Here is a 20,914-nt window from a genome sequence, read left to right as displayed (position 1 = left end):
CTGTAATCAATTTATATTGAAGGGTTCAACTTTTAAAAAGACCGACCCACTTCATTTCGGACTATTCAGTCTTTTCGGTTGAAACTCTCAATTTTTTCACTTATGATGAAAGTGCATCAAAGAGTGAAAGTCTCGAAATCGAAGCATGATCACAATTTGAGGAGGAATCAGTTATATGACGAAAATCGGCATTATTACTGGCAGTACACGACCAGGGCGCAACAGTCTGCAAGTGGCACAATGGGTCAAAGAAATTGCAGACAAGCGCGGAGATGCAGAGTACGAAATAGTGGATTTGAAAGAATTCAATTTGCCGATGTATGCGGAACCGATTTCGGCTGCGTACAGCCAGGATTACAAAACGCCTGAAGCGATTCCCTGGGCTCAAAAAGTCGCCGAGCTTGACGGCTATGTGTTCATTACTCCTGAATACAACCATGGTGTTACGTCAGCGTTGAAAAACGCCATCGATTACTTGTATATAGAATGGAACAATAAAGCAGCGGGCATTGTCAGCTACGGTTCATCTGGCGGCGTCCGGGCGGCGGAATCGCTGCGTGTCATTCTGGCTGAATTGCAGGTGGCAAGTGTGCGCACGCATCCGGCGATGTCGTTATTCACTGATTTTGTCGATATGCACGACTTCAAACCGGCGGGTGTGCATGAAAAGTCGGTCGCCGTAATGTTGGATCAAGTCAATGCGTGGACAAACGCGCTGCAGCCACTGCGGAATAAATAAAGAAATCGTTAAAACAACCCCCATGCCAGCAAAAGAAGATTCCGGATTTCTGGATTCTTCTTTTTTTCGCTTAAGGATTCAAGTTGTTGACGCTTTGGAAATTACATGGTATTATTATCTCGAATTAAAGATAATTTATTCGCATAAAAGTTACACCATTCCAAACGATTATTTCGGCTTAAATTTTTTTAATCATATATCTCGAATTCGAGATATTAACCTATACTTTATTTGAAGGAGAGATTTTCATGAATGAATTAAAAGGGATCCACCACGTAACGGCCATCACCAGCAGCGCAGAAAAGAACTATGAATTTTTCACGTATGTACTGGGCATGCGCCTGGTCAAGAAAACAGTGAACCAAGATGACATCCAGACCTATCATTTGTTCTTTGCGGATGACAAAGGTTCAGCAGGCACTGACATGACGTTTTTCGATTTCCCAGGCATACAGAAAGGGACGCATGGCACGAACGAAATTTACAAAACAGCGTTCCGCGTCCCAACCGATGAAGCTTTGAGCTACTGGATCAAGCGGTTTGATAAATACGAAGTAAAGCATAAAGGAATCCAAGAAGTTTTCGGCAAAAAAACCATTTCGTTCTCGGATTTTGACGATCAGCAATACATGCTGATTTCTGACGAGCATAACGAAGGTGTTGCAGCAGGAACTCCGTGGCAGAATGGACCGGTGCCGCTTGAATTCGCGATTACAGGGCTTGGTCCGATTCACATCCGTATTGCGGAATTCGAACAATTAAAAGAAGTTTTGGAAAAAGCGATGCTGATGCGAGAAGTCGCTAAAGAAGGGGCGCTGCACCTTTTCGAGGTAGGCGAAGGCGGCAACGGCGCGCAAGTGATCGTAGAGCACAATAAATTGCTGCCTCCTGGCCGCCAAGGCTTCGGCACCGTCCACCATGCAGCGTTCCGGGTAGAGGATACCAATGTCTTGAAAGAATGGATTGATCGCATGGAAACAATTGGGTTCAACACATCTGGCTATGTTGACCGATTCTTCTTCGAATCGCTGTACGCACGTGTGGCACAGGGCATCCTTTTCGAGTGGGCAACAGACGGACCAGGATTCATGGGCGACGAGCCGTATGAAACGATGGGTGAAAAATTATCCTTGCCGCCATTCCTGGAAACGAAACGCGAAGCAATTGAAAAAATGGTGCGCCCGATCGATACGGTGCGCAGCACAGTTGCTATTGAAAAAGAGTACCTTTAGAAATAAAAAGAATATGCTTTCTGTCTCCAAACAAGCCGATCCTACATGGATCGGCTTGTTTTTTTGTCCAAAATATGAAAATACACCTAAAAAATGATACAGGTGTGATATTTATCACAATGTCTTCGGTGCCAAAGCCTTAATCTGTAAACAAGAGATAAATACAAGAGGTGAGAGCGGATGAGCAAGAATTATGAAGAACATCAGGATATGGATTCAAAAGAGACATTGGTGAGTAAGCTTGTTGTAGACGAAGAACATCAAGGTGTGAATTTAAAAGGGACATTAGTGAGTGTGTTATTTGTAGGCGTCATCATCGTTGTGATGTGGATCGTTGTCTACATGATGTACGTTGCACGATAAGGTGCCAGGCAAGCGGCATAAACGGATGGAAAAAGGAGAAGATGGATATGCATTTACACAAGTACGAAAAAATTTGGCTTATTTTCGGGATTGCTGCGCTCATCGTATTTTTGAGCATTGTAGGCGTCAGCGCCTTTTCCCATGGCCATACCCCTTCAGGCGGAATGGATACGATTGATCCTGAAAAAGTGAATGAAACCGCGCCATTTGATAATCCAGGCGTGTCTCAGCTGGATGACGATACCTATCAAGTGACAATCGTGGCTATGGCTTTCGGCTATAACGCGCCCGAAATGAAGGTGCCAGCCGGTAAAGAAGTGATTTTCAAAGTGACCAGCACAGATGTGGTCCACAGTTTTACAATCGACAACACAAAAGTCAATATGATGGTCGTTCCCGGCCGGATTACGACGAAATCCTACACATTTGATAAACCTGGAAAGTATTTGATTCTTTGCAACGAATACTGCGGTACAGGCCATCACATGATGTTCAGCGAAATAGAGGTGTACTAAGATGATTGCTGTAAAAGACAGAAAAATCGCATTGGCGAATATCGGCGTCGCTTACGCGGCCTTCCTGATCGGGACATTGGCTGGACTGCTGCAGGTGTTTATCCGAAATGACGCATTGCAATTGCCGGCTTGGTTGGATTATTATCAAATTTTAACCGCCCATGGCGTATTATTAGCACTTATATTTACGACATTTTTCATTTTTGCATTCTTTACAACGGGCATGAGCAAAAGCATCGGCACATTCGGACCGAAAGTGCGCTTGTACTCATGGGTCGGCTTTTGGGTGACATTGCTCGGTACGGTCATGGCGACAGTGATGATCGTTTCTGGCAAAGCTTCCGTTCTTTATACATTCTACGCACCATTGAAAGCGAGTGGCTGGTTTTATGTAGGATTAGCGCTCTTCATCGTCGGAACTTGGATCAGCAGCTTTGCATTGATTGGGCATTACATGGTTTGGCGCAGCAAAAACAAAGGGCAGTTCAGCCCATTGTTCGCATTCATGACCATTACGACCATCGTCATGTGGCTCATCTCTTGCTTGGGCGTCGTAGCAACCGTCTTGTTCCAATACATTCCTTGGGCATTTGGCTGGAGGGACACGATCAATGTGGAACTCAGCCGCTCCCTGTTCTGGTATTTTGGCCATCCGCTTGTGTATTTCTGGCTGTTGCCGGCATATATGGCATGGTATTTAATCGTGCCAAAATTGCTTGGCGTCAAAGTATTCAGTGATTCACTGGCGCGGCTGTCCTTCCTTCTGTTCATTCTCTTTTCCATTCCGGTCGGCTTCCACCATCAGCTGACTGAGCCAGGGATCTCGAACTTCTGGAAATTCCTGCAGGTCGTTTTGACGTTCATGGTCATCGTGCCGTCATTGATGACAGCGTTCACGATGTTTGCGAATTTTGAAATTTCAGGCCGCAAAAAAGGCGCGACTGGCTTGTTCGGCTGGTTCCGCCTGCTTCCTTGGAAAGATATCCGTTTTACGTCGATTTTCATCGCGATGGCATTCTTCATCCCCGGCGGTGCCGGAGGTATTATCAATGCTAGCTTCCAGCTGAATGAAGTCGTCCACAACACGCTTTGGATTGTCGGCCATTTCCACATCACTGTCGGCACGCCGGTAGCGATGACGTTCATGGGCTTGACGTTCTGGCTGATTCCATACTTGACTGGGCGCCAGTTCACAAAATCGATGCAACGCCTTGGATTTGTCCAAATTATCACTTGGACGATCGGTATGCTGCTGATGTCAACGTCGCAGCATATCCTGGGGCTGCTAGGGGCGCCTCGACGCACTGCCTATTCAAGTTACAATAACCACCCTTCCGCATTGGAATGGTTCGATGGCATCCTGACGAGCCACGTCACAATGGCAGTCGGCGGCAGCATCCTGTTCTTGTCGGCAATGATTCTGATGTATATCGTCATCATGACCATGTTCCTGTCGCCGAAAGCAGAGCGCCCGGAAGATTTCGTCGAGTTTCCGTTAGCTGAAAGCGATAAAGAAAACACACCGAAGTTTTTGGAGAAATGGACTATCTGGATCGGCATTGCATTTGCGCTTATTTTTATCGCGTATGCCATCCCGATTGGCGACATGATTCAAAATGCACCTCCTGGTTCTAAAGGATTCATAACTTGGTAAGGAGTTGAGGGCAATGTTCACCATGGTATTATCATTAATGGCGATTTTCATCGTGTTCACCGCGATGCTGGTTGATTTATCAACGACTGAAGAATAAAAGACAGGCTTTCTTTCCGATTACCAGGGAAGAAAGCCTGTTTTCTTTTATACGAAAGGGCTGTGGTTTGTATTGGATTCGAAGTTTCTATATATTTTAGACAAAGAGGCAGAAAGTAAGGGGCTTTGGCTATGACATTCATTGATATGATTTTTGGCGCTGTCAGCTTGATCTGGATCGCGGAATTCGTGTTTTTCCGCAATCGCAGCGCCGGGGCGAGCGACCCTTTGGAAAAGCGTTCATTTTTCCTGATTTTCGGTGCACTCGCTGGCACAATCGGACTCGCCATGCTGCTTCAAGAGCTGCAAGGCGCAGGTTTCGCAGAGTGGATGAAAGGAGCAGGAGCGCTGTTTTTTGCGGTCGGCGTGTTTTTGCGGATCTGGGGGATTGTCCACTTGAAAAATCAGTTTACACGTTACGTCACAGTTCGGGAAGGCGACCAAATCGTCAGTACCGGACCATACCGCCGGCTGCGCCATCCACTTTATACAGGCCTGTTTTTTATCACGCTTGGCATGGCGCTGTATTTCACCAGCATCGTCGCAGCAATTGTTGGCGGGGCTGCAATGGCATGGGCATTGCTGAAGCGCATGGATTATGAGGAAGCGCTTTTGATTGAAAAATTTGGTGAAGATTATGCACGCTGGATGAAGCAGCGCGCGCGGCTGATTCCTTATTTGTATTGAAATTCTTATGAAAAAGCCTAAAACAAAAACGAAATTGTGAATGTCTAAAAGCCCAACATAAGAGCTGGTTCCTATCTTTGGGGAGCCAGCTCTTTTTTTTTTTTTTTTGCATAAGGTCAACTGACCCATGTCTTTTTGGATTCTTGTATTTTCCAGCGGCTGCCGTCGAATTCCAGCGTGCTTTCGACTCCTACAGCACCCACTCCCGATTTCATTTTGCCGCCCATAAACGTTACCGAGCCGTTAAAATTGTATTTCATTTCTTCGATGGTCAGGAGGATTCCATCCAAGTTTCCCAATTCTTCATCGTACAAGCCTTGTGCTTTCAATTCCTCGAACGAAGCATCCATGGCTTCGACCCCGTATTTCGTTTCCAACGAACGCAAGACGCTTTTTTTGTCTCCAGCGTCCAACTCCGTGAGCGTCTCCATGTCCACCGCTATGAAATCCATCGATTGGTTCAATCCCGGATCGGTTTCAACCATCAACTTGAGTGCAAGGCTATAAGCACCTTCCAAATGTTCCGCGGTGCCTTCCCTTTGTCCGCAGCCGGAAAGGGCAAAGCAGGAAACAATGGCCCATGCCGCTAAAAAAAGTTTTCACACAATTCCCCCTCTTTTACTTTATAGACGGTACACTATTAATAAAGTTACAATTATTCCCTAATGTTCCAAAAGAGGAGTGGTTCTGATGAAAGTGATATTAAGAAAAGCAATGGAGTCAGATGCTCCTGCCCTCTTGGTTATGCAAAAGGCATCATTTTGGCCGCTGCTCAAGAAATACCGGGATTACGGCACCAGTCCGGCTATGGAAACAATCGCACGAACCCAAACGCGCATTGCGGATCTGTCTGGCGGGTTTTTCAAAATTTTGGTGGATGGCAACTGGGTTGGCGCTATATGCATCAGGCAAGGGAAAGAAGGGGCATATTGGATTGGCCCGATTTTTATCGATCCCATTTTCCAAGGAAAGGGCATCGCTCAGCAAGCGATGGTGGAAGCAGAAAAGCTCTTTTCCCATTCAACCGTTTGGAAGCTAGCGACCTTGCTAGAAGAACAGGGCAATTGCTATCTGTATGAAAAAGTCGGATACGTCCAAGTTGGCAGCTGCGTGCCGATAAACGACAAAGCTACGCTGGTTTATTACGAAAAGAGCATACTTGTAGAAAGCAATTGAATCAATAATGTATGTGAGGAGATTTAAGGATGGACTATACGGTTAAACCAGCTTCTGGATATAACGGCAAAATAGGAGAATTGGTGTTCATGCTGGAGCATGTGCGAGAAGGGACGCTGCAGGCGATTTCCGGCTGGGACACGGAACAGTTGGATTTCATCGGACACGGTTCGGGCAATTCCACTGGTGCACTGCTGGCGCATATCGCAGCGATTGAAAAGGTCCATCAGCTCATTTCGTTTGAGAAACGCGATTTTAATAGCGATGAGCTGGCTGAATGGGGAACGGCAATCGAGCTGGGAGCGAAAGCCCGTGAAGCTATTTGCGGTTATCCACTGGCTCATTATACTGAAAAACTGGCAAGCGTCAGGGCTGTTACACTGCGTGAGCTGAAAGCGAAAGACAACAGCTGGCTTTACGAGGAGCGAAATTGGCCGAACGGCGTTCCGTACAATATGTATTACCTATGGTTTCATGTGCTGGAGGATGAAATCAGCCACCGGGGGCAGATACGGGCGATAGCTGCCCATTTGAAGGAAGGGTTAGGCGGTCTATGAAAAAAGTGAAGTTGGTGCAGCATCATTTGGATTTCTGCGAAGACATACACCGGATGTCCTCTGCTCCGCCAGTAAAGGAAGCTCTGGGTTTGCCTGATGGCACCGTTGAAGACACGAAACAATTCGTCCAAAAAACCATGCAGCAAGAGCTGGAAGGCATAACGGTGCCGCGTGTGATCATGGATGAACACGGAACCTTAATTGGGCTCACAGATTTGATGTTCATTGACCGCACCACGAAATCCTGCCACATCGGAACTTGGATTGGCCATGATTACTGGGGGCAAGGCTATAACGAAGCGTCCAAAATTGAAATTCTCCGCATCGCTTTTGAAGAGCTCGATTTGGAATACGTCTTTGCCGGGGCGCGGAAGGCCAATGTGCGGTCACAGAAAGCACAAGCAAAACTGCCGTTCATCCGTCTCGGGGTGGAAAATGAATATCCCGAAGAGCACCGGGCGCTCGAGAAGAAGGAAAAGCAGGCATGCGTTTTGAATGTGTTCGTGAAAACGGACTTCTTTGCGTATCTGCAAAAGAATGCGCTTCCTGGTCCATTTTAGATGCACAGGGGGTGTAGAAACCGCCTGAACCTGTTATGATAAAGGGAATTCCCTCGCACGGCTGCGGGAAAGTACGGGAGTGATAAACATGAGCAAAGATAAAGCAAAAAGCGGTACTGGAAGAGGCACCGGCAAAAAAGGCTGGACGCGCTGGGAAAAAGGCGCCAACAAAGCCAAAAGCAATAAGCCTTATAAGAGTAAGCAAAATAAGCAAGCTGAAGTGGCGAAGGCCGACAGCACCAATAAAAGCGAACCGTCAGAATGGATTGACGGGTAAGCTGGCATAGATCGAGGCATATCGGGGCAATTCCGATATGTCTTTTTTTATTTTTCGGCCCTTGGCTAAGCCTTATCATTTTACATCGCTCACGATGTAGTTTAATGTACATCGTGAGCGATATAAATTTGGAGGCGAAATGAAATGGCAAAAGCATTATATGAAACGACGATCATCAACACAGGCGGCAGACAAGGTGAGGTATACTCAGAAGACAATATCTTCTTTATGGACGTGGCAAAGCCCGCGGCCCTTGGCGGAAAAGCGACAACTGCGACAAATCCGGAACAATTATTTGCGGCGGGCTACAGTGCATGCTTCAACAGTGCGCTTGAATTGGTGCTTGAACAAGCGAAAGTGGACGTGGAAAAAACTGAAGTAAAAGCGACGATTTCTCTTCTTAGCGACAAAGAGAACGGCGGCGTTAAGCTGGCGGCTAAACTTGAAGTGGACATTACCGGCCTGGATGAAGCACAGAAAGAGCTTTACGTGGAAAAAGCCCACCAGACCTGCCCTTATTCCAAAGCCATTAAAGACTCGATTGACGTCCAAATCATTATTCTATAAGAAAAGCATGGGGTGGATACATGAATAAACCATCAAAATTAGACCAACAATTATGCTTTGAAGTGTATAAGGCGTCCAGCAACTTTATAAAAATGTATGCACGCGTCCTGGATCCTTTTGGGCTGACGTTCACCCAATACTTGGTACTTCTTGTGCTCTGGGAAGAAGACCGGTTGCTGACGAAAGACATCGGCGGGCGACTTGGTTTGGGAATCGGCACGCTCAACCCGACCATCAGCCGCATGCTTGAAAACGGCTGGCTTCTGAAAGAGCAATCGACAGAAGACAAACGCGCCTTCATCATTTCATTGACTGAAAAAGCGAAAAATAACAACAAGCCGATAGAAGCGGCAGTCGCCGAAAAACTGGTGAGCTGCAATTTCCTTGAAGACGTCAATGCCATCGCATTGATGAAAAACTTGAAAGAATTGAACGCATTTTTCAACGAAATGGATTTATAGAAGGAGCGATCGACCATGGGGATATACGATATTGAAGTGACGGATGCAAGCGGTGAAACGCACAAGCTCGAAGAATACGAAGGCAAAGCGATGCTGATCGTCAACACAGCGACGAAATGCGGCTTGCGCGGCCAGTTCGACAGCTTAGAACAATTGTATAAGAATTACAGCGAGGAAGGGCTCGTGGTCCTTGGTTTCCCGTCCGGCCAGTTCGGCCAGGAGCTGGGCGAAGCGGAAGAAGCGGAGCAGTCGTGCCGCATGACTTATGGCGTGACGTTCCCGATGCACGAAATCATCAAGGTCAACGGCACGGATGCGCATCCGCTGTTCAAATACCTGACGGACAACACGAAAGGTTTTCTTAGCAGTGGCATCAAATGGAATTTCACAAAATTCCTGATCGACCGCGAAGGCAATATCGTCAAGCGCTACGCGCCGAAAGACAAGCCGGAGACGTTCGAAGATGATATCCGCAACATCCTGAATAAGTAATGAGAGAACCGCCAATTCAACAAGGATTGGCGGTTTTATTATGCTGCCGTAAGGACGGAGTTGGTGGATAAAAAAGGAATTTCGGCGATGGAAGAAGAAACAATAGAAAACGGCAATTTCAGGAGGGGCTATATGGACTTTAATAATACAGCGTTGGTGATCGTGGATGTGCAAAAAGCATTTGCAGATCCGAAATGGGGGGAGCGCAATAATCCGGATGCGGAAAAGAATATTGAAAAGTTATTACACCATTGGAGGCAAGAAGGCGGCAGCGTCGTGCACATCCAGCACCGTTCGTCGGATCCGGAATCGCTGTTTTATCCGGAAAAGGACAGCTTTGAACTGATCGAAGCGCTGCAGCCCAAAAAGGATGAAGCAGTGATGGAGAAAACGGTGAACAGTGCGTTCATCGGGACAGGGCTGGAAGATTATTTGCGCAGCAAAAGGATCGATGCAGTGGTGATTGCAGGGTTGACGACACCCCATTGTGTTTCGACGACAACCCGGATGAGCGGCAACTTGGGCTTCCGGACATATTTGGTGTCTGATGCCACAGCAGCTTTTGCGCTGGTTGGCCCAGACGGTATCCGCTACGATGCCGAAACGGTCCACGCATTAACTTTGGCAACACTGCACGAGGAGTTTGCGGAAGTAGTGACGGCTGCGGAATTGCTGGGGAAGGGTCGGAAGGCAGTTGAACAGGAGGAAACCGGAAGTGGATGAACAGGATTTTTATGAGAAGCTCGGAAAAGCAAACGGTTGGGATTTCAGCGCGGTAAAAAGCGAGTTGGAAGGCGTGGCCTGGGATTTTTACAGTGAGGCCGCCAAATATTCGACACCGTGGAGCATCGTTCTCGATATTGGAAGCGGTGGAGGAGAAAATGTGATGAAGCTGGCGGAATCTTGTGCTTTTGTCGTCGGAATCGATTTGTCTGAAGCGATGGTGGAAACCGCGCGTGCCAATTTGGAAGAAGCAGACTACGAGAATGTCCGTTTTTTGAAGATGGCCGCGGAAAGCCTCCACTTCCCTGTTGGCTTTTTTGACATGGTCACGAGCCGCCACTGCCCTTATGATGCAGCTGAAGCAGCGCGAGTGCTGAAAGCAGGAGGTATATTCCTGAGCCAGCAAGTGAGCGAAAGGGACAAAGAAAACTTGAAGCAGGCATTCGGCCGTGGCCAAGCCTTCGGCCGAACTGATGGAACATTGAAGGAACGATACATAAAAGAACTGAGCGATGCCGGGTTTACGGATATTAAAAGCTACAGTTATGATGCTGCTGAATATTACCAGGAGCCGGAAGACTTGCTGTTTCTGCTGCAGCATACACCGATCATCCCGAATTTCGGGGAAGAGCCGCAAGATCTGGAGAAGTTCAACAAGTTCATCTTACAGAATCAAACTTCAAAAGGCATCTGCACCAATTCCAAGCGTTTTCTGTTAAAGGCGTACAAAAAGGGGCTAGTGGGATGAAAAGAATGATGGCTGGCGAACTTATTTACCATTTAATAGAGCCAACTGAAGAACCGTGGAAGACAGTGATTTTGTTTCACGGCTGGGGCGGAAAGGTCGAGAGCTGCCGGGCCTACGCGGAAACATTATCACGCCAAGGCTTCCGGGTGGTTGTGCCAGAAATCGTCTACAACGATTCCCGAAAACCGGTCAAAAATCCTTTTGAAATGGAAACAGTCCAAACTTATTTCTGGAAAGCAATTTTGGAAAGCATTGAAGAATTCGGCGCGCTTCAGAAAGTCCTCGGTGTGCCCGAAACCGAAATCGTCTTGGTCGGCAACTCGATGGGCGGTTTTATCGCCGCCGGTATTTTTGCGCGCCATCCGCGTGTTGCAGGTTTCGCGAGTATCAATGGATCCGGCGCATTCATACTTACGGAACAGATTTTCCGCGAACGCCAAGACCGCTCTCCGATGGATCCGGAAATGGCAGCGCTGCTGAAAGGGTTCGATCCCATGGAAGCGCGTCCGGGCCAAGGAGCTGTGCTGCTCATCAATGGAGAACTGGACCGGACAGTGCCGCTTGAAGGACACGCGGCCTATTACCGGTATTTGAAAGAAACGCATGAGCACGAAAATGTGGAGAAAAAGATTGTGGAAGGGGCCGGCCACCAGTTTACTCGAGAGATGGAAAAGGACGTAGCCAACTGGCTGGCTGAATTCTGCTAGAGGCGGGGAAGTTAGATGGAATTTACAAAACAGAAAATGGATAAAGCAAGCGCGATGATGATATTGCGGTGGAATTACGAAGAGCCGTATGATTTCTACAATAACGAAACGACAGAAGAATCGCTCAGCGAACTTTTGGACGGTTCATATGAAGCTGTCTTCGCGGACGGAACATTAGTCGGCTTTCTGTGTGCAGGAGGACCCGCTCAAGTTCCGAAAGGCATCGCGGAAAGCGCTTATCCGGAAGGGTTCATCGATATCGGCCTCGGCTTGGATCCCGAACTGACGGGGCAAGGCAATGGGCATCGTTTCTTCGGCTACGCGGCATCCGCTATCCAAAGCGAGCATCCGGGGCTTCGCCTGCGGTTGACCGTAGCGGAGTTCAATGCGCGGGCGATTCATCTGTACAAGAAATTTGGCTTCACGGAAGCTCGGAAGTTCAGTACGGATTCCGCTGTCTTCATCATAATGGAACAGCAGGGGTGACCAGATGGAAGACGTGACGGCGTATATGATCCGCGAAAAGGCGGTGCGCTTGCTGACTTACGCGGCGAGCGCAGAACGGGCTGCGGATGAATACAATCAATACATCGCTTCCCAAACGATGCAGCTTTATGGATTTGCAGACGGCGACAGGGTTGTCGGCTGCGTCGGCATCGCATTTATCCAACCAGGAGAATTAGAAATCAGGCATATCGCTGTTTTGCCGTCCGCCAGAGGCAGAGGCTATGGCAAAGCGATGATCGAAGCAATTCAGGAAAAACTGGATCCCACCTCCATTGTTGCCGAAACCGATTAGGAAGCTGTCGGCTTTTACCGCAGCACCGGCTTTAACGTGACAAGCCTCGGAGAAAAATATCCAGGAGTCGAACGGTTTAGGTGCCGATTGGAAAAATGAACCCGCCAATCTAAACAAGCTTGTGACAGCTTTTTCTTATCAACCATAATGTAACGTGAAGGTTGAGAAGCTTAGAATTCAGCTTTTGAAACAGAGCTTGTAAAAGAGAGGAAAGTGGTTTATAGTGTGAAAATACGATATTTAGTGTATTGTATACATTTAAACACCATATATAGTAATACCAATAATAATGGTGCCTGAAAAGGCTTAATAGGGAATCCGATGAAAAACCGGAGCTGTACCCGCAACTGTAAGTGCTGACGAAAGCTATGGCAATCCACTGTCCAACGGACGGGAAGGACATAGCGGAGGATGACGCACGAGCCAGGAGACCTGCCATTTTTATCAGTTAAGATCTTCTCCGGGAGCTGGGAAGGATAACGAAGAGACTCTGCGCGGTGCAGCCGGCTTTTTCTGCTGTTCCGAAGATTATTCTGCGTTTACAAACCCATCCTCTCTCTGAGAGGATGGGTTTTTTTATTTAGTAAATTGAATTTTGGAGGCATGCCACATGGCGAAACACATTGCAGCAAACATATCGAGGACGATTCAGACCAGACTGGTGCTGCCGCCCGACACAAACCACATGGGCACGATTTTCGGCGGCGCGGTGCTCAGCTATATCGACGAAATCGCGGCGATTACAGCGATGAGACACAGCGGCAAAGCCGTCGTGACCGCATCCATCGATACCGTCAACTTCCTGTCGTCTGCCCGTGTCGGCGACATCTTGCTGCTAGAAGGCGTCGTCGTATCAACGGGCCGGACATCGATGGAAGTCTACGTCAAAGCCGAATGCCAGAGCGTGGAAAACCGGACGAAAACCTTGACGACAACCGCGATCCTGACAATGGTCGCCGTCGACGAAAACGGCAAGCCGTCGCCGGTCGAAGGCGTGGTGCCGGAAACCGACAGCGAAAAGCAATTGTTCCAAAGCGCTCAGGAACGCAAAGAGCGGCGCATGAAAATCAACGAATTTGCAAAGGAGTTGTGCTGATATGAAAATTGTAGAAGATACAGGATTGGAAGGCGTTTTAGCGGCGCTGGAACGTGCACAGGAGAAGTTCGGGCTGCAGACCGGTGAGCTTGCCGGCAAACTCCCTGCATTGGGCACTGCGAAGGCGAGAAAAGAGCAGGCAATCGGCTATGCATTGGACCGTATCTCAATGGAGGAACCGGATTGGACCTTCGTCGCGGCGCACTTATACCTGAATGACTTATACGAAGCGGCCGCTGCCAGCCGAACCTACGACGCGTCTTCGAAATACGGCGATTTTTATGGCTTGATTCGCTATCTGACGGAAATCGGCATTTATTCCGGCGATTTGCTGGAAAGCTATGCGCAAGAGGAAATCAGCGTGCTCGGCAACGAAATCGATGCGGAGCGGGACTTGCTGTTCACATATATCGGCTTGTTCCTGCTGGCGGACCGTTATTTGGCGAAGGATTATGAAGGTGCGGTATTTGAGCTGCCGCAGGAGCGCTTTATGGTCATCGCCATGGCACTGATGCAGAACGAACCGCAAGAAAAGCGTCTGGCCTTGGTGAAAGAAGCGTATTGGGCGATGAGCAACCTGTATATGACGGTAGCGACGCCGACGCTGTCGAATGCCGGCAAGAGCTTTGGCCAGCTGTCGTCGTGCTTTATCGATACGGTCGATGATTCGCTCGATGGCATTTACTTGAACAACTGGGACATCGCCCGCCTCAGTAAGGACGGAGGCGGCATCGGCGTTTATTACGGCAAGGTGCGGGCAATGGGATCTGATATAAAAAAATTCAAAGGCAGTTCGTCCGGCGTCATTCCGTGGATCCGTCTGGTCAACGACACAGCAGTGAGCGTCGACCAACTGGGCCAGCGCCAAGGGGCAGTGGCGATTTACCTGGATGTGTTCCACAAAGACATCATGAACGGCTTTTTGGACCTGAAGACGAATAACGGCGACGAACGCCGGAAAGCGCATGATATTTTCACCGGTGTCGCGATTCCGGATTTGTTCATGGAAAAACTGAAGGAAACCGATGATCAGGGCCGCAGCACCGGCGAATGGCATACGTTCTGCCCGCATCAAGTGAAACAAACGATGGGCTGGCAAGACGAAGCCGGGAATGCGCTCGGGCTGGAAGACTTTTACGACGAGACGGATGTAAAGCATTTCTCCGCGAAATACGAAAAAGCGGCAGCGCATCCGTTATTGCCGCGGAAAACGTACCGGGCAATGGACATCATGGCGCGCATCATGGTGTCTCAGCTTGAAACCGGCACGCCGTATATGTTTTACCGCGACGAAGTCAACCGCCAGAATCCCAATAAGCACTTGCGCGGCAAGGGGCTCACATCGATTTACTGCAGTAATTTGTGCAGCGAAATCACGCAAAACATGTCGGCGACGACGATTACGAAAGAATACACCGATGAAGACGGCAATCTTGTGATGATCCGGAAGCCGGGCGACTTCGTCGTCTGCAATTTGTCGTCGATCAATTTGCCGCGCGCGGTGAAGGCGGACGTGCTGAAGAGGCTGATTCCGATCCAGATGCGCATGCTCGACAACGTTATCGACTTGAACACAATTTCCGTCGGACAGGCCGAGGCGACGAACAAGAAATATCGCGCGGTAGGAAGCGGAACTTTCGGATGGGCTCACTTGCTGGCGCTCGAAGGCATCCACTGGGAAACAGAAGAAGCCGTCGCGTTTGCCGATAAACTATACGAAGAAATTGCTTACCACACCATCCGCTCTTCCATGGAGCTCGCCAAGGAAAAAGGCGCGTATCGCGAGTTTGAGGGGTCGGAATGGCAGACGGGAGAGTATTTCGAACGCAAAAATTACAGCAGCGACCGTTGGAATCGACTGCAAAGCGACATTACCCAAAATGGCGTCCGCAACGGCTGGATGATGGCGGTTGCGCCGAATTCGTCGACCGCGAAAATCGGCGGCTCGACCGATGGCATCGATCCGCTTTATGCTGTGGAATACGCCGAAGAAAAGAAAAATTTCAAATTCAAAGTGACGGCGCCGGATCTCGACCACCGCACCTACGAGTATTACCGCCGCTCGCGCCACGTGCTCGACCAGAAGTGGAGCATTCGCCAGAACGCCGCCCGCCAACGCCACATCGACCAGTCGATCAGCTTCAATTTCTATGTGCCGCATACGATCAAAGCAAAAGAGCTGCTCGGCCTGCATCTCGAAGCGTGGGAACAAAACTTGAAGACGACGTATTACGTGCGCAGCACATCCCAGGCAGAAATTGAAGAATGTGAAGCTTGCCAAAGTTAAGGAGGAACCGCCATGACGATCCACGCACCGCTGAAAAAAATCAAATTGCTCAATCCCGAGCAGCCCAATAAATCCACCGGCATCCTGAACGGTCAATCGTCCGGCTTGCTCAACTGGAACGACATCGCGTATCCGCAAATGTACGATATGTACCAGACGCTATTGTCGAACTTCTGGAAAGCGCAGGAAATCAATATGCAGGACGACATCAAGCAATGGGATCTGCTCAGTGCGACTGAACAGGATGTCTTCATGCGCATCAATACGCAGCTGGCATCGCTCGACAGCCTGCAGACGCCGACGATGAGCCAGGTCCTCGACTATGTCACGGATTCCAGCTTCAAAGCGATTTTTGCGGTGATTTCCCAGCAGGAAGCTGTCCATAACGAATCGTATTCGTATATATTGAGTTCGCTCGTATCGATCAGCGAACAAAATGCCCGCTTCGACCAGGCGAAAACCGATCCGATTGTCCGCAAACGCAACGAATTGATTTTGGATGCCTACGAAGCGTTCCGCGAAGACCCGACGCCGCAGAAGCTGTTTCGCCTCAGTGTCAATTCCATCAACTTGGAAGGCATTTATTTCTACGCCGGCTTTGCGTTCTTTTACCATTTGGCGCGCCAGCAGAAAATGCTCAAGACCAGCACGATGATCAGCTATATTCAGCGCGACGAGATGCAGCACGCTTATTTCATCGCACAGTTTATCCGGATTTTATTGACGGAAAACCCGGAACTGAATTCGGACGACAACATTGCCTACGTTTACGAAGCGGTTGGGGAGGCGGTTGAACTTGAAAAGGAATGGGCGCGCTACATCCTGGCCGATATCGAAGGGCTCGACCTTGTCGAATTCGAGGGCTACGTCGAATACTTGGCCAATAAACGCCTGCGTCAACTCGGGCTCGATAACCTCTACGCCGAGCGCGACAATCCGATGCCATGGATTCAAGTGTTCGGGGACGGCATGATGAACGACACGAAATCCGACTTCTTCGAACAAAAATCCCGGACCTACTCGAAAGTGTCGCAGTCGAATGGCTTTGACGAATTATAAACCGAGGATTGCCATCGTCTATGCTTCGGCCACTGGAAACACAAAAGCTGTGGCGGAAATCTTGCAGCAGATTTGTCGTGCAAAGCGCTTGTCCGTAAGCATTTACGCAATAAACGACTTTGCGCTCTCACAACTCTCACGTTACGATGCAGTTATCGTCGGCACTTACACATGGGGCAGCGGCGAGATCCCGAAAGAGCTGCGCTGCCTGTTCACCGCTTTTGAAGAACTCGGCAACAAAAGGCTGGTGACGGCGGTGTTCGGCACAGGCGACAGCTGTTACGCCGAATTCTGCGGCGCGGTGGACCGATTTCGGGATATGCTTTTTGTACATACCGATTTGGCAGCTACGCTAAAAGTGGAGTTGATGCCGCAAGACAAAGACTATGTGCGGTGTGAGAAATTGATAACAAACATTGCAGCCAGAGTGCTTTGACATTTTCTCAGCACAGCATAAGGGGAATAAACAGAGAACCCGCCTCTCTAAAGAAATGCTTAAAAGTGCCTGCTGGTATCCCAAATATGACGATGTTCAAAGAGCTTTAACGAATTATAAAAACAGAAGCATGCATTGCAAAAAGGGTCTTTCATTTGAAAAGCCCTTTTTTTATGGAGATTTCTCCTCAAAAGCATATTGATGAAAGCGCGAAACTGATAAAATTGTTTAGCACGTAATGGGAGAATTAATTTAAATAAAAAATCTTCCTTTAAAGTCCGAAAATTCAGATTAATACTGTTAAGATGACTAATATAAGCGAACTTAAACTAAGGAGGGATTGAAATGGATTTAGCAGGAAAAGTGGCAGTTGTTACTGGCTCGGCGTCTGGGATTGGCTTAGCCACCGCAAAAGCGTTCCTTGCAAAAGGCTCTAAAGTGGTTGTCGCTGATATTAATGCGGAAGGTGGAAAGGCTGTTGCAAAGGAACTTCAAGACACTGGAGCAGAAGTGATATTTATCGAATTCGATGCTTCCCAAGAAGATTCCGTAGCAAATCTTATAGCAAAGACGATCGAAGCGTTTGGACGGGTTGATATTATGGTTAATAATGCTGGAGTTCGTGCACTCAGTGAAACGCATATGCTTTCATATGAAGATTACCGGAAAGTAATTGCGGTTAACCAAGACGGAGTCTTCTTTGGTTCGAAACACGCCATCCGCGAAATGTTGAAAACCGGAGGCGGGGTCATTGTCAACACAGCATCTATCTTGGGCACGGTAGGCGAAGCAAGTGCTTTTGCGGTCACTGCTTCTAAAGGGGCGGTAAACTTAATGACGAAATCTTTGGCTCTTCAATATGCAGACAAAAACATTCGAGTAAATGCCGTAAGCCCTGGCTATATTGAGACAGCTATGTCAAATCGCAATACATTAAGTCCTGAAGCTTATGAAAGAGCCGTTGCCAAACATCCGATCGGACGCTTAGGGCGGCCCGAAGAAGTGGCTCACGCCATTATCTTCCTTTGTGAAAATGATTTTGTGACAGGGGCGACAATAATGGTTGATGGTGGATACACAGCACAGTAATGGGGTAAAGAACTAGTAGCAACTATTCTTCTAATGGGAGGACGAGTTTATGGCAGTCAATAAATGGTGGAAAGTCGGTGCAGCGGCACTGCTGTCGGTTAGCATGCTAGCAGCTTGTGGCAACGGTGGCGATTCAGAAAACAATAACAATAACGACTCCGAACAAATGAATGACAACGAAGACGGCGAAGAGGAAGATGATGACGACGATTGAAGTTTCAAGGTGAAAAGCAGGAAGCTGATTAATGGCGTCCTGCTTTTTTGTAGGGTGAGGCGACTTTACTTGCAGCAAACAGAAGTTTTTTTGCATCAAAGCTTAGAAAATCCCAATACATGAAATTTAATTCCTTGAACAGTATTCAAGTATTGGAGAAAGTGAAAGAACACGCTCGTTATTACATTGAAGAAACGATACTTGATAAATAGGCTGCCAATCAAGACAAAGCCCATTTCTATTATAGAAATGGGCTTTTAATGTGCAGTATTTAACTTTTGAAAATGCAGTCCTTGTATTTAATGAAATTAATTGTTCACCAAGCTTTTACGAGCTAAGGCTTCTTCCCCAGCTTTTAGAACTTCGATAATCCGGTCGACGTCATAGACGCTGCCTTTCCATGTTCCGCCGCTGGCGTTTTGCAGGGCAGCCCAGAGGCGTGTGTCGTCCGGCAAGTTTGCTGCTGGCTTAATATCGGGATTTTGTTCGCGTTGTTGGAGAACTTCCGCGCCTTGTTCTGGCGTCAGCTCTGATTCACCGGTTCCGAGAAAATGCAAATGGCCTTCCAGTTTAAGGGCGTCAATCCGGACTTCGATGACATCACCGTCCCGCAATTTGCCGATGGGTCCGCCTGCCAAGCCTTCAGGTCCGATATGGCCGATACAAGCGCCTGTTGAAACGCCTGAGAACCGGGCATCGGTTAACAAAGTAACATATTTGCCATAAGACAAATGCTTGAGGGCAGAAGTTAACTGATAGGTCTCTTCCATGCCAGTGCCAAGCGGTCCACAGCCGGAAACAACCATGATATCGCCTTTATGGATTTCCCCGCTTTTAATCGCGGCAATTGCTTTTCGTTCACTTGAAAAGACTTTAGCGATATTTTTGTGATAATAAATGCCGTTTTCATCAATCACTTCCGGATCGATGGAAGTGGATTTAATGATGGCGCCTTCTGGTGCAATATTGCCGACCGGGAAAGTGATCGTTGAACTCATGCCGCGGGCTTTTGCCTGCTGAGGGTTCATGATGACTTCTTCCGGTTGAATGCCGTCCGCTTCGATTAAACGCTGTTTCATTTTCACTCGGCGTTCTGATTTTTCCCACCATTCCAGATTTTCACCGAGCGTTTTGCCAGTAACCGTCAGCACGGTCAAATCAAGCAAGCCTAAATCTCTCAAGTGAAGCATAACTTCCGGAACTCCACCTGCAAGAAATGCGCGGATCGTTGGGTGGTAGTCGGGTCCGTTTGGAAGGACACTGACAAGCCGCGGAGTATCCCGGTTCACTTGAATCCAGTCTTGAATTGTCGGAGTGGTGCATTTCGCCGCATGCGCAATTGCTGGAATATGCAATAGCAGGTTCGTCGATCCGCCGAATGCTGCATGGACGACCATAGCGTTGCGGATGGACGCATCGGTAATTATGTCCTTAGTGGTAATTCCGTTGTTTTCCATGTACATGACAGCTCTCGCTGATTGTCTCGCCATTTCTTTCCAAATTTCCTGGCCGGAAGGAGCTAATGCTGCGTGAGGAACGGATAATCCCATTGCTTCGCTGACTACCTGCGCTGTTGCAGCAGTACCAAGAAACTGGCATCCGCCTCCGGAAGTGGCGCATGCTCGGCATCCAAGCTCGGATGCTTCTTTAAGCGTTAATTCGTTATTTGAATAGCGGGCACCGATGGTTTGGATTTTCCCGGCATCTTCGCCGAAAAGCGGTGGCAAAGTAACACCGCCTGGAATGATGACAGTCGGAAGGTCATGCATCGAAGAAAGTGCAAGCATCATCGCCGGGAGCCCTTTATCGCAAGTAGCTATGCCGATAACTGCTTTTCGAGTCGGCAGCGAACGGATCAGCCGGCGAAAGACAATTGCCGCGTCATTGCGGTATGGAAAAGAATCAAACATGCCGTCTGTTCCTTGGGTACGGCCGTCACAAGGATCACTGACATAAGCCGCGAATGGCATGCCCTGTGCTTTTGTCACTTCGCGGGCAGCTTCTTTCATTAACAAATCCACTTCCCAATGGCCGGTATGATAGCCTAAAGCAATTGGCTCCCCGTTGCTTTCTTTCATGCCGCCTTGTGTACTTAGCAGCAGCACTTCTTTGCCAAGCACTTTACTCGGCTCCCATCCCATCCCGACGTTTTGTGACAAGCCGAACAAATCGCCGCTTGGGGAATTGCGCAGCATTTTATCGGTCAATGGCAGACTGCCCTGAGCGCCTAGTGCTGTTGTTTTAATATCATACATATCGTCAGTAATTTTTAGCAGCACATCGTCTAAAGAATAATCCAATCAAATCTCTCCTCTTTAAAACGCTTACAATACTGAATAGTTATAAGCTGTTTGTAATTTCTTAAAGTATATCGTATTTA

26 protein-coding genes and 1 riboswitch are annotated in these 20,914 nt (G+C 48.3%); of the genes, 24 read left to right on the top strand and 2 right to left on the bottom strand.

Annotated features, from left to right (window positions below; translation table 11 throughout):
- Window positions 1–175 precede the first annotated feature (175 nt).
- The 6 genes from AC4EHJ_RS10170 (at window position 176) to AC4EHJ_RS10145 (ending at window position 5,286) form a co-directional block, all read left to right on the top strand.
- Entirely contained in the window at window positions 176–739 is a 564-nt protein-coding gene (locus tag AC4EHJ_RS10170; RefSeq protein WP_490975445.1) for an NADPH-dependent FMN reductase, read from the top strand.
- A gap of 248 nt (window positions 740–987) precedes the next feature.
- Window positions 988–1,971: a ring-cleaving dioxygenase gene (locus AC4EHJ_RS10165; RefSeq protein WP_490975444.1), complete on the top strand. Its 984-nt coding sequence runs from the start codon at window positions 988–990 to the stop codon at window positions 1,969–1,971.
- Between the two features lie 180 nt (window positions 1,972–2,151).
- Window positions 2,152–2,334 (top strand): hypothetical protein, encoded by a 183-nt coding sequence (locus AC4EHJ_RS10160; protein ID WP_490975443.1) that lies wholly within the window; start codon window positions 2,152–2,154, stop codon window positions 2,332–2,334.
- A 47-nt stretch (window positions 2,335–2,381) separates the two neighbouring features.
- A complete protein-coding gene (locus AC4EHJ_RS10155) occupies window positions 2,382–2,849 on the top strand; it encodes a cytochrome c oxidase subunit II (RefSeq protein ID WP_490975442.1) in 468 nt (155 codons plus the stop codon).
- A gap of 1 nt (window position 2,850) precedes the next feature.
- Window positions 2,851–4,503, top strand: coding sequence for a b(o/a)3-type cytochrome-c oxidase subunit 1 (locus tag AC4EHJ_RS10150; RefSeq protein WP_490975441.1), 1,653 nt, complete (start codon window positions 2,851–2,853; stop codon window positions 4,501–4,503).
- A 228-nt stretch (window positions 4,504–4,731) separates the two neighbouring features.
- Window positions 4,732–5,286, top strand: a complete 555-nt coding sequence (locus AC4EHJ_RS10145) for a methyltransferase family protein (protein ID WP_490975440.1) — start codon at window positions 4,732–4,734, stop codon at window positions 5,284–5,286.
- 116 nt (window positions 5,287–5,402) lie between these two features.
- Here the strand turns inward: AC4EHJ_RS10145 and AC4EHJ_RS10140 are convergent, their stop codons facing one another.
- Entirely contained in the window at window positions 5,403–5,804 is a 402-nt protein-coding gene (locus AC4EHJ_RS10140; protein ID WP_490975439.1) for a peptide ABC transporter substrate-binding protein, read from the bottom strand.
- 172 nt (window positions 5,805–5,976) lie between these two features.
- On the opposite strand from AC4EHJ_RS10140, the gene AC4EHJ_RS10135 reads away from it, so the two are divergent.
- The 18 genes from AC4EHJ_RS10135 to AC4EHJ_RS10050 all read left to right on the top strand — a co-directional run bounded on the left by AC4EHJ_RS10135 (window position 5,977) and on the right by AC4EHJ_RS10050 (window position 18,534).
- On the top strand, window positions 5,977–6,462 hold the full coding sequence (locus tag AC4EHJ_RS10135; RefSeq protein ID WP_490975438.1) for a GNAT family N-acetyltransferase: 486 nt from the start codon (window positions 5,977–5,979) through the stop codon (window positions 6,460–6,462).
- A 29-nt stretch (window positions 6,463–6,491) separates the two neighbouring features.
- Window positions 6,492–7,019 (top strand): mycothiol transferase, encoded by a 528-nt coding sequence (locus AC4EHJ_RS10130; RefSeq protein ID WP_490975437.1) that lies wholly within the window; start codon window positions 6,492–6,494, stop codon window positions 7,017–7,019.
- Window positions 7,016–7,579 (top strand): GNAT family N-acetyltransferase, encoded by a 564-nt coding sequence (locus tag AC4EHJ_RS10125; RefSeq protein ID WP_490975436.1) that lies wholly within the window; start codon window positions 7,016–7,018, stop codon window positions 7,577–7,579. Before AC4EHJ_RS10130 ends, AC4EHJ_RS10125 begins: the two co-directional genes overlap by 4 nt.
- Window positions 7,580–7,667: 88 nt before the next feature.
- Window positions 7,668–7,856, top strand: coding sequence for a DUF3934 family protein (locus AC4EHJ_RS10120; RefSeq protein WP_490975435.1), 189 nt, complete (start codon window positions 7,668–7,670; stop codon window positions 7,854–7,856).
- A 144-nt stretch (window positions 7,857–8,000) separates the two neighbouring features.
- Window positions 8,001–8,423, top strand: a complete 423-nt coding sequence (locus AC4EHJ_RS10115) for an organic hydroperoxide resistance protein (RefSeq protein ID WP_490975434.1) — start codon at window positions 8,001–8,003, stop codon at window positions 8,421–8,423.
- Window positions 8,424–8,443: 20 nt separating this feature from the next.
- Window positions 8,444–8,884 carry a MarR family winged helix-turn-helix transcriptional regulator gene (locus AC4EHJ_RS10110; RefSeq protein ID WP_490975433.1) on the top strand — a complete coding sequence of 147 codons (441 nt, stop codon included), beginning with the start codon at window positions 8,444–8,446 and terminating at the stop codon, window positions 8,882–8,884.
- A gap of 15 nt (window positions 8,885–8,899) precedes the next feature.
- Complete coding sequence (locus AC4EHJ_RS10105; protein ID WP_490975432.1) at window positions 8,900–9,376, top strand: glutathione peroxidase; 477 nt, start codon at window positions 8,900–8,902, stop codon at window positions 9,374–9,376.
- 132 nt (window positions 9,377–9,508) lie between these two features.
- Entirely contained in the window at window positions 9,509–10,099 is a 591-nt protein-coding gene (locus AC4EHJ_RS10100; RefSeq protein ID WP_490975651.1) for a cysteine hydrolase family protein, read from the top strand.
- Window positions 10,092–10,847 (top strand): class I SAM-dependent methyltransferase, encoded by a 756-nt coding sequence (locus AC4EHJ_RS10095; RefSeq protein ID WP_490975431.1) that lies wholly within the window; start codon window positions 10,092–10,094, stop codon window positions 10,845–10,847. The genes AC4EHJ_RS10100 and AC4EHJ_RS10095 overlap by 8 nt, the downstream gene beginning before the upstream one ends.
- On the top strand, window positions 10,844–11,554 hold the full coding sequence (locus AC4EHJ_RS10090; RefSeq protein ID WP_490975430.1) for an alpha/beta hydrolase: 711 nt from the start codon (window positions 10,844–10,846) through the stop codon (window positions 11,552–11,554). The genes AC4EHJ_RS10095 and AC4EHJ_RS10090 overlap by 4 nt, the downstream gene beginning before the upstream one ends.
- Before the next feature lie 15 nt (window positions 11,555–11,569).
- The gene (locus tag AC4EHJ_RS10085; RefSeq protein ID WP_490975429.1) at window positions 11,570–12,040 is read left to right on the top strand and encodes a GNAT family N-acetyltransferase; all 471 of its coding nucleotides are present in this window, start codon (window positions 11,570–11,572) and stop codon (window positions 12,038–12,040) included.
- 4 nt (window positions 12,041–12,044) lie between these two features.
- A complete protein-coding gene (locus AC4EHJ_RS10080; protein ID WP_490975428.1) occupies window positions 12,045–12,353 on the top strand; it encodes a GNAT family N-acetyltransferase in 309 nt (102 codons plus the stop codon).
- 273 nt (window positions 12,354–12,626) lie between these two features.
- A riboswitch (cobalamin riboswitch) is annotated at window positions 12,627–12,807 on the top strand.
- A 156-nt stretch (window positions 12,808–12,963) separates the two neighbouring features.
- Window positions 12,964–13,449: an acyl-CoA thioesterase gene (locus AC4EHJ_RS10075; protein ID WP_490975427.1), complete on the top strand. Its 486-nt coding sequence runs from the start codon at window positions 12,964–12,966 to the stop codon at window positions 13,447–13,449.
- A gap of 1 nt (window position 13,450) precedes the next feature.
- Window positions 13,451–15,736: a ribonucleoside-diphosphate reductase subunit alpha gene (locus AC4EHJ_RS10070; protein WP_490975426.1), complete on the top strand. Its 2,286-nt coding sequence runs from the start codon at window positions 13,451–13,453 to the stop codon at window positions 15,734–15,736.
- A 12-nt stretch (window positions 15,737–15,748) separates the two neighbouring features.
- Window positions 15,749–16,795, top strand: a complete 1,047-nt coding sequence (locus AC4EHJ_RS10065) for a ribonucleotide-diphosphate reductase subunit beta (RefSeq protein ID WP_490975425.1) — start codon at window positions 15,749–15,751, stop codon at window positions 16,793–16,795.
- Window positions 16,776–17,231, top strand: a complete 456-nt coding sequence (locus tag AC4EHJ_RS10060; protein WP_490975424.1) for a flavodoxin domain-containing protein — start codon at window positions 16,776–16,778, stop codon at window positions 17,229–17,231. The genes AC4EHJ_RS10065 and AC4EHJ_RS10060 overlap by 20 nt, the downstream gene beginning before the upstream one ends.
- A gap of 345 nt (window positions 17,232–17,576) precedes the next feature.
- On the top strand, window positions 17,577–18,320 hold the full coding sequence (locus AC4EHJ_RS10055) for an SDR family NAD(P)-dependent oxidoreductase (protein WP_490975423.1): 744 nt from the start codon (window positions 17,577–17,579) through the stop codon (window positions 18,318–18,320).
- Between the two features lie 49 nt (window positions 18,321–18,369).
- Entirely contained in the window at window positions 18,370–18,534 is a 165-nt protein-coding gene (locus tag AC4EHJ_RS10050) for a hypothetical protein (RefSeq protein WP_490975422.1), read from the top strand.
- Between the two features lie 308 nt (window positions 18,535–18,842).
- Here AC4EHJ_RS10050 and AC4EHJ_RS10045 read toward each other — a convergent pair whose 3' ends face one another.
- On the bottom strand, window positions 18,843–20,789 hold the full coding sequence (locus AC4EHJ_RS10045) for a YjhG/YagF family D-xylonate dehydratase (protein ID WP_490975650.1): 1,947 nt from the start codon (window positions 20,787–20,789) through the stop codon (window positions 18,843–18,845).
- Window positions 20,790–20,914: the final 125 nt, after the last annotated feature.

This window comes from Planococcus sp. TJ-301 (genome assembly GCF_058268475.1).
The sequence above is the reverse complement of the archived record's forward strand: the minus strand, read 5'-3'. Positions and strand labels throughout refer to the sequence as shown.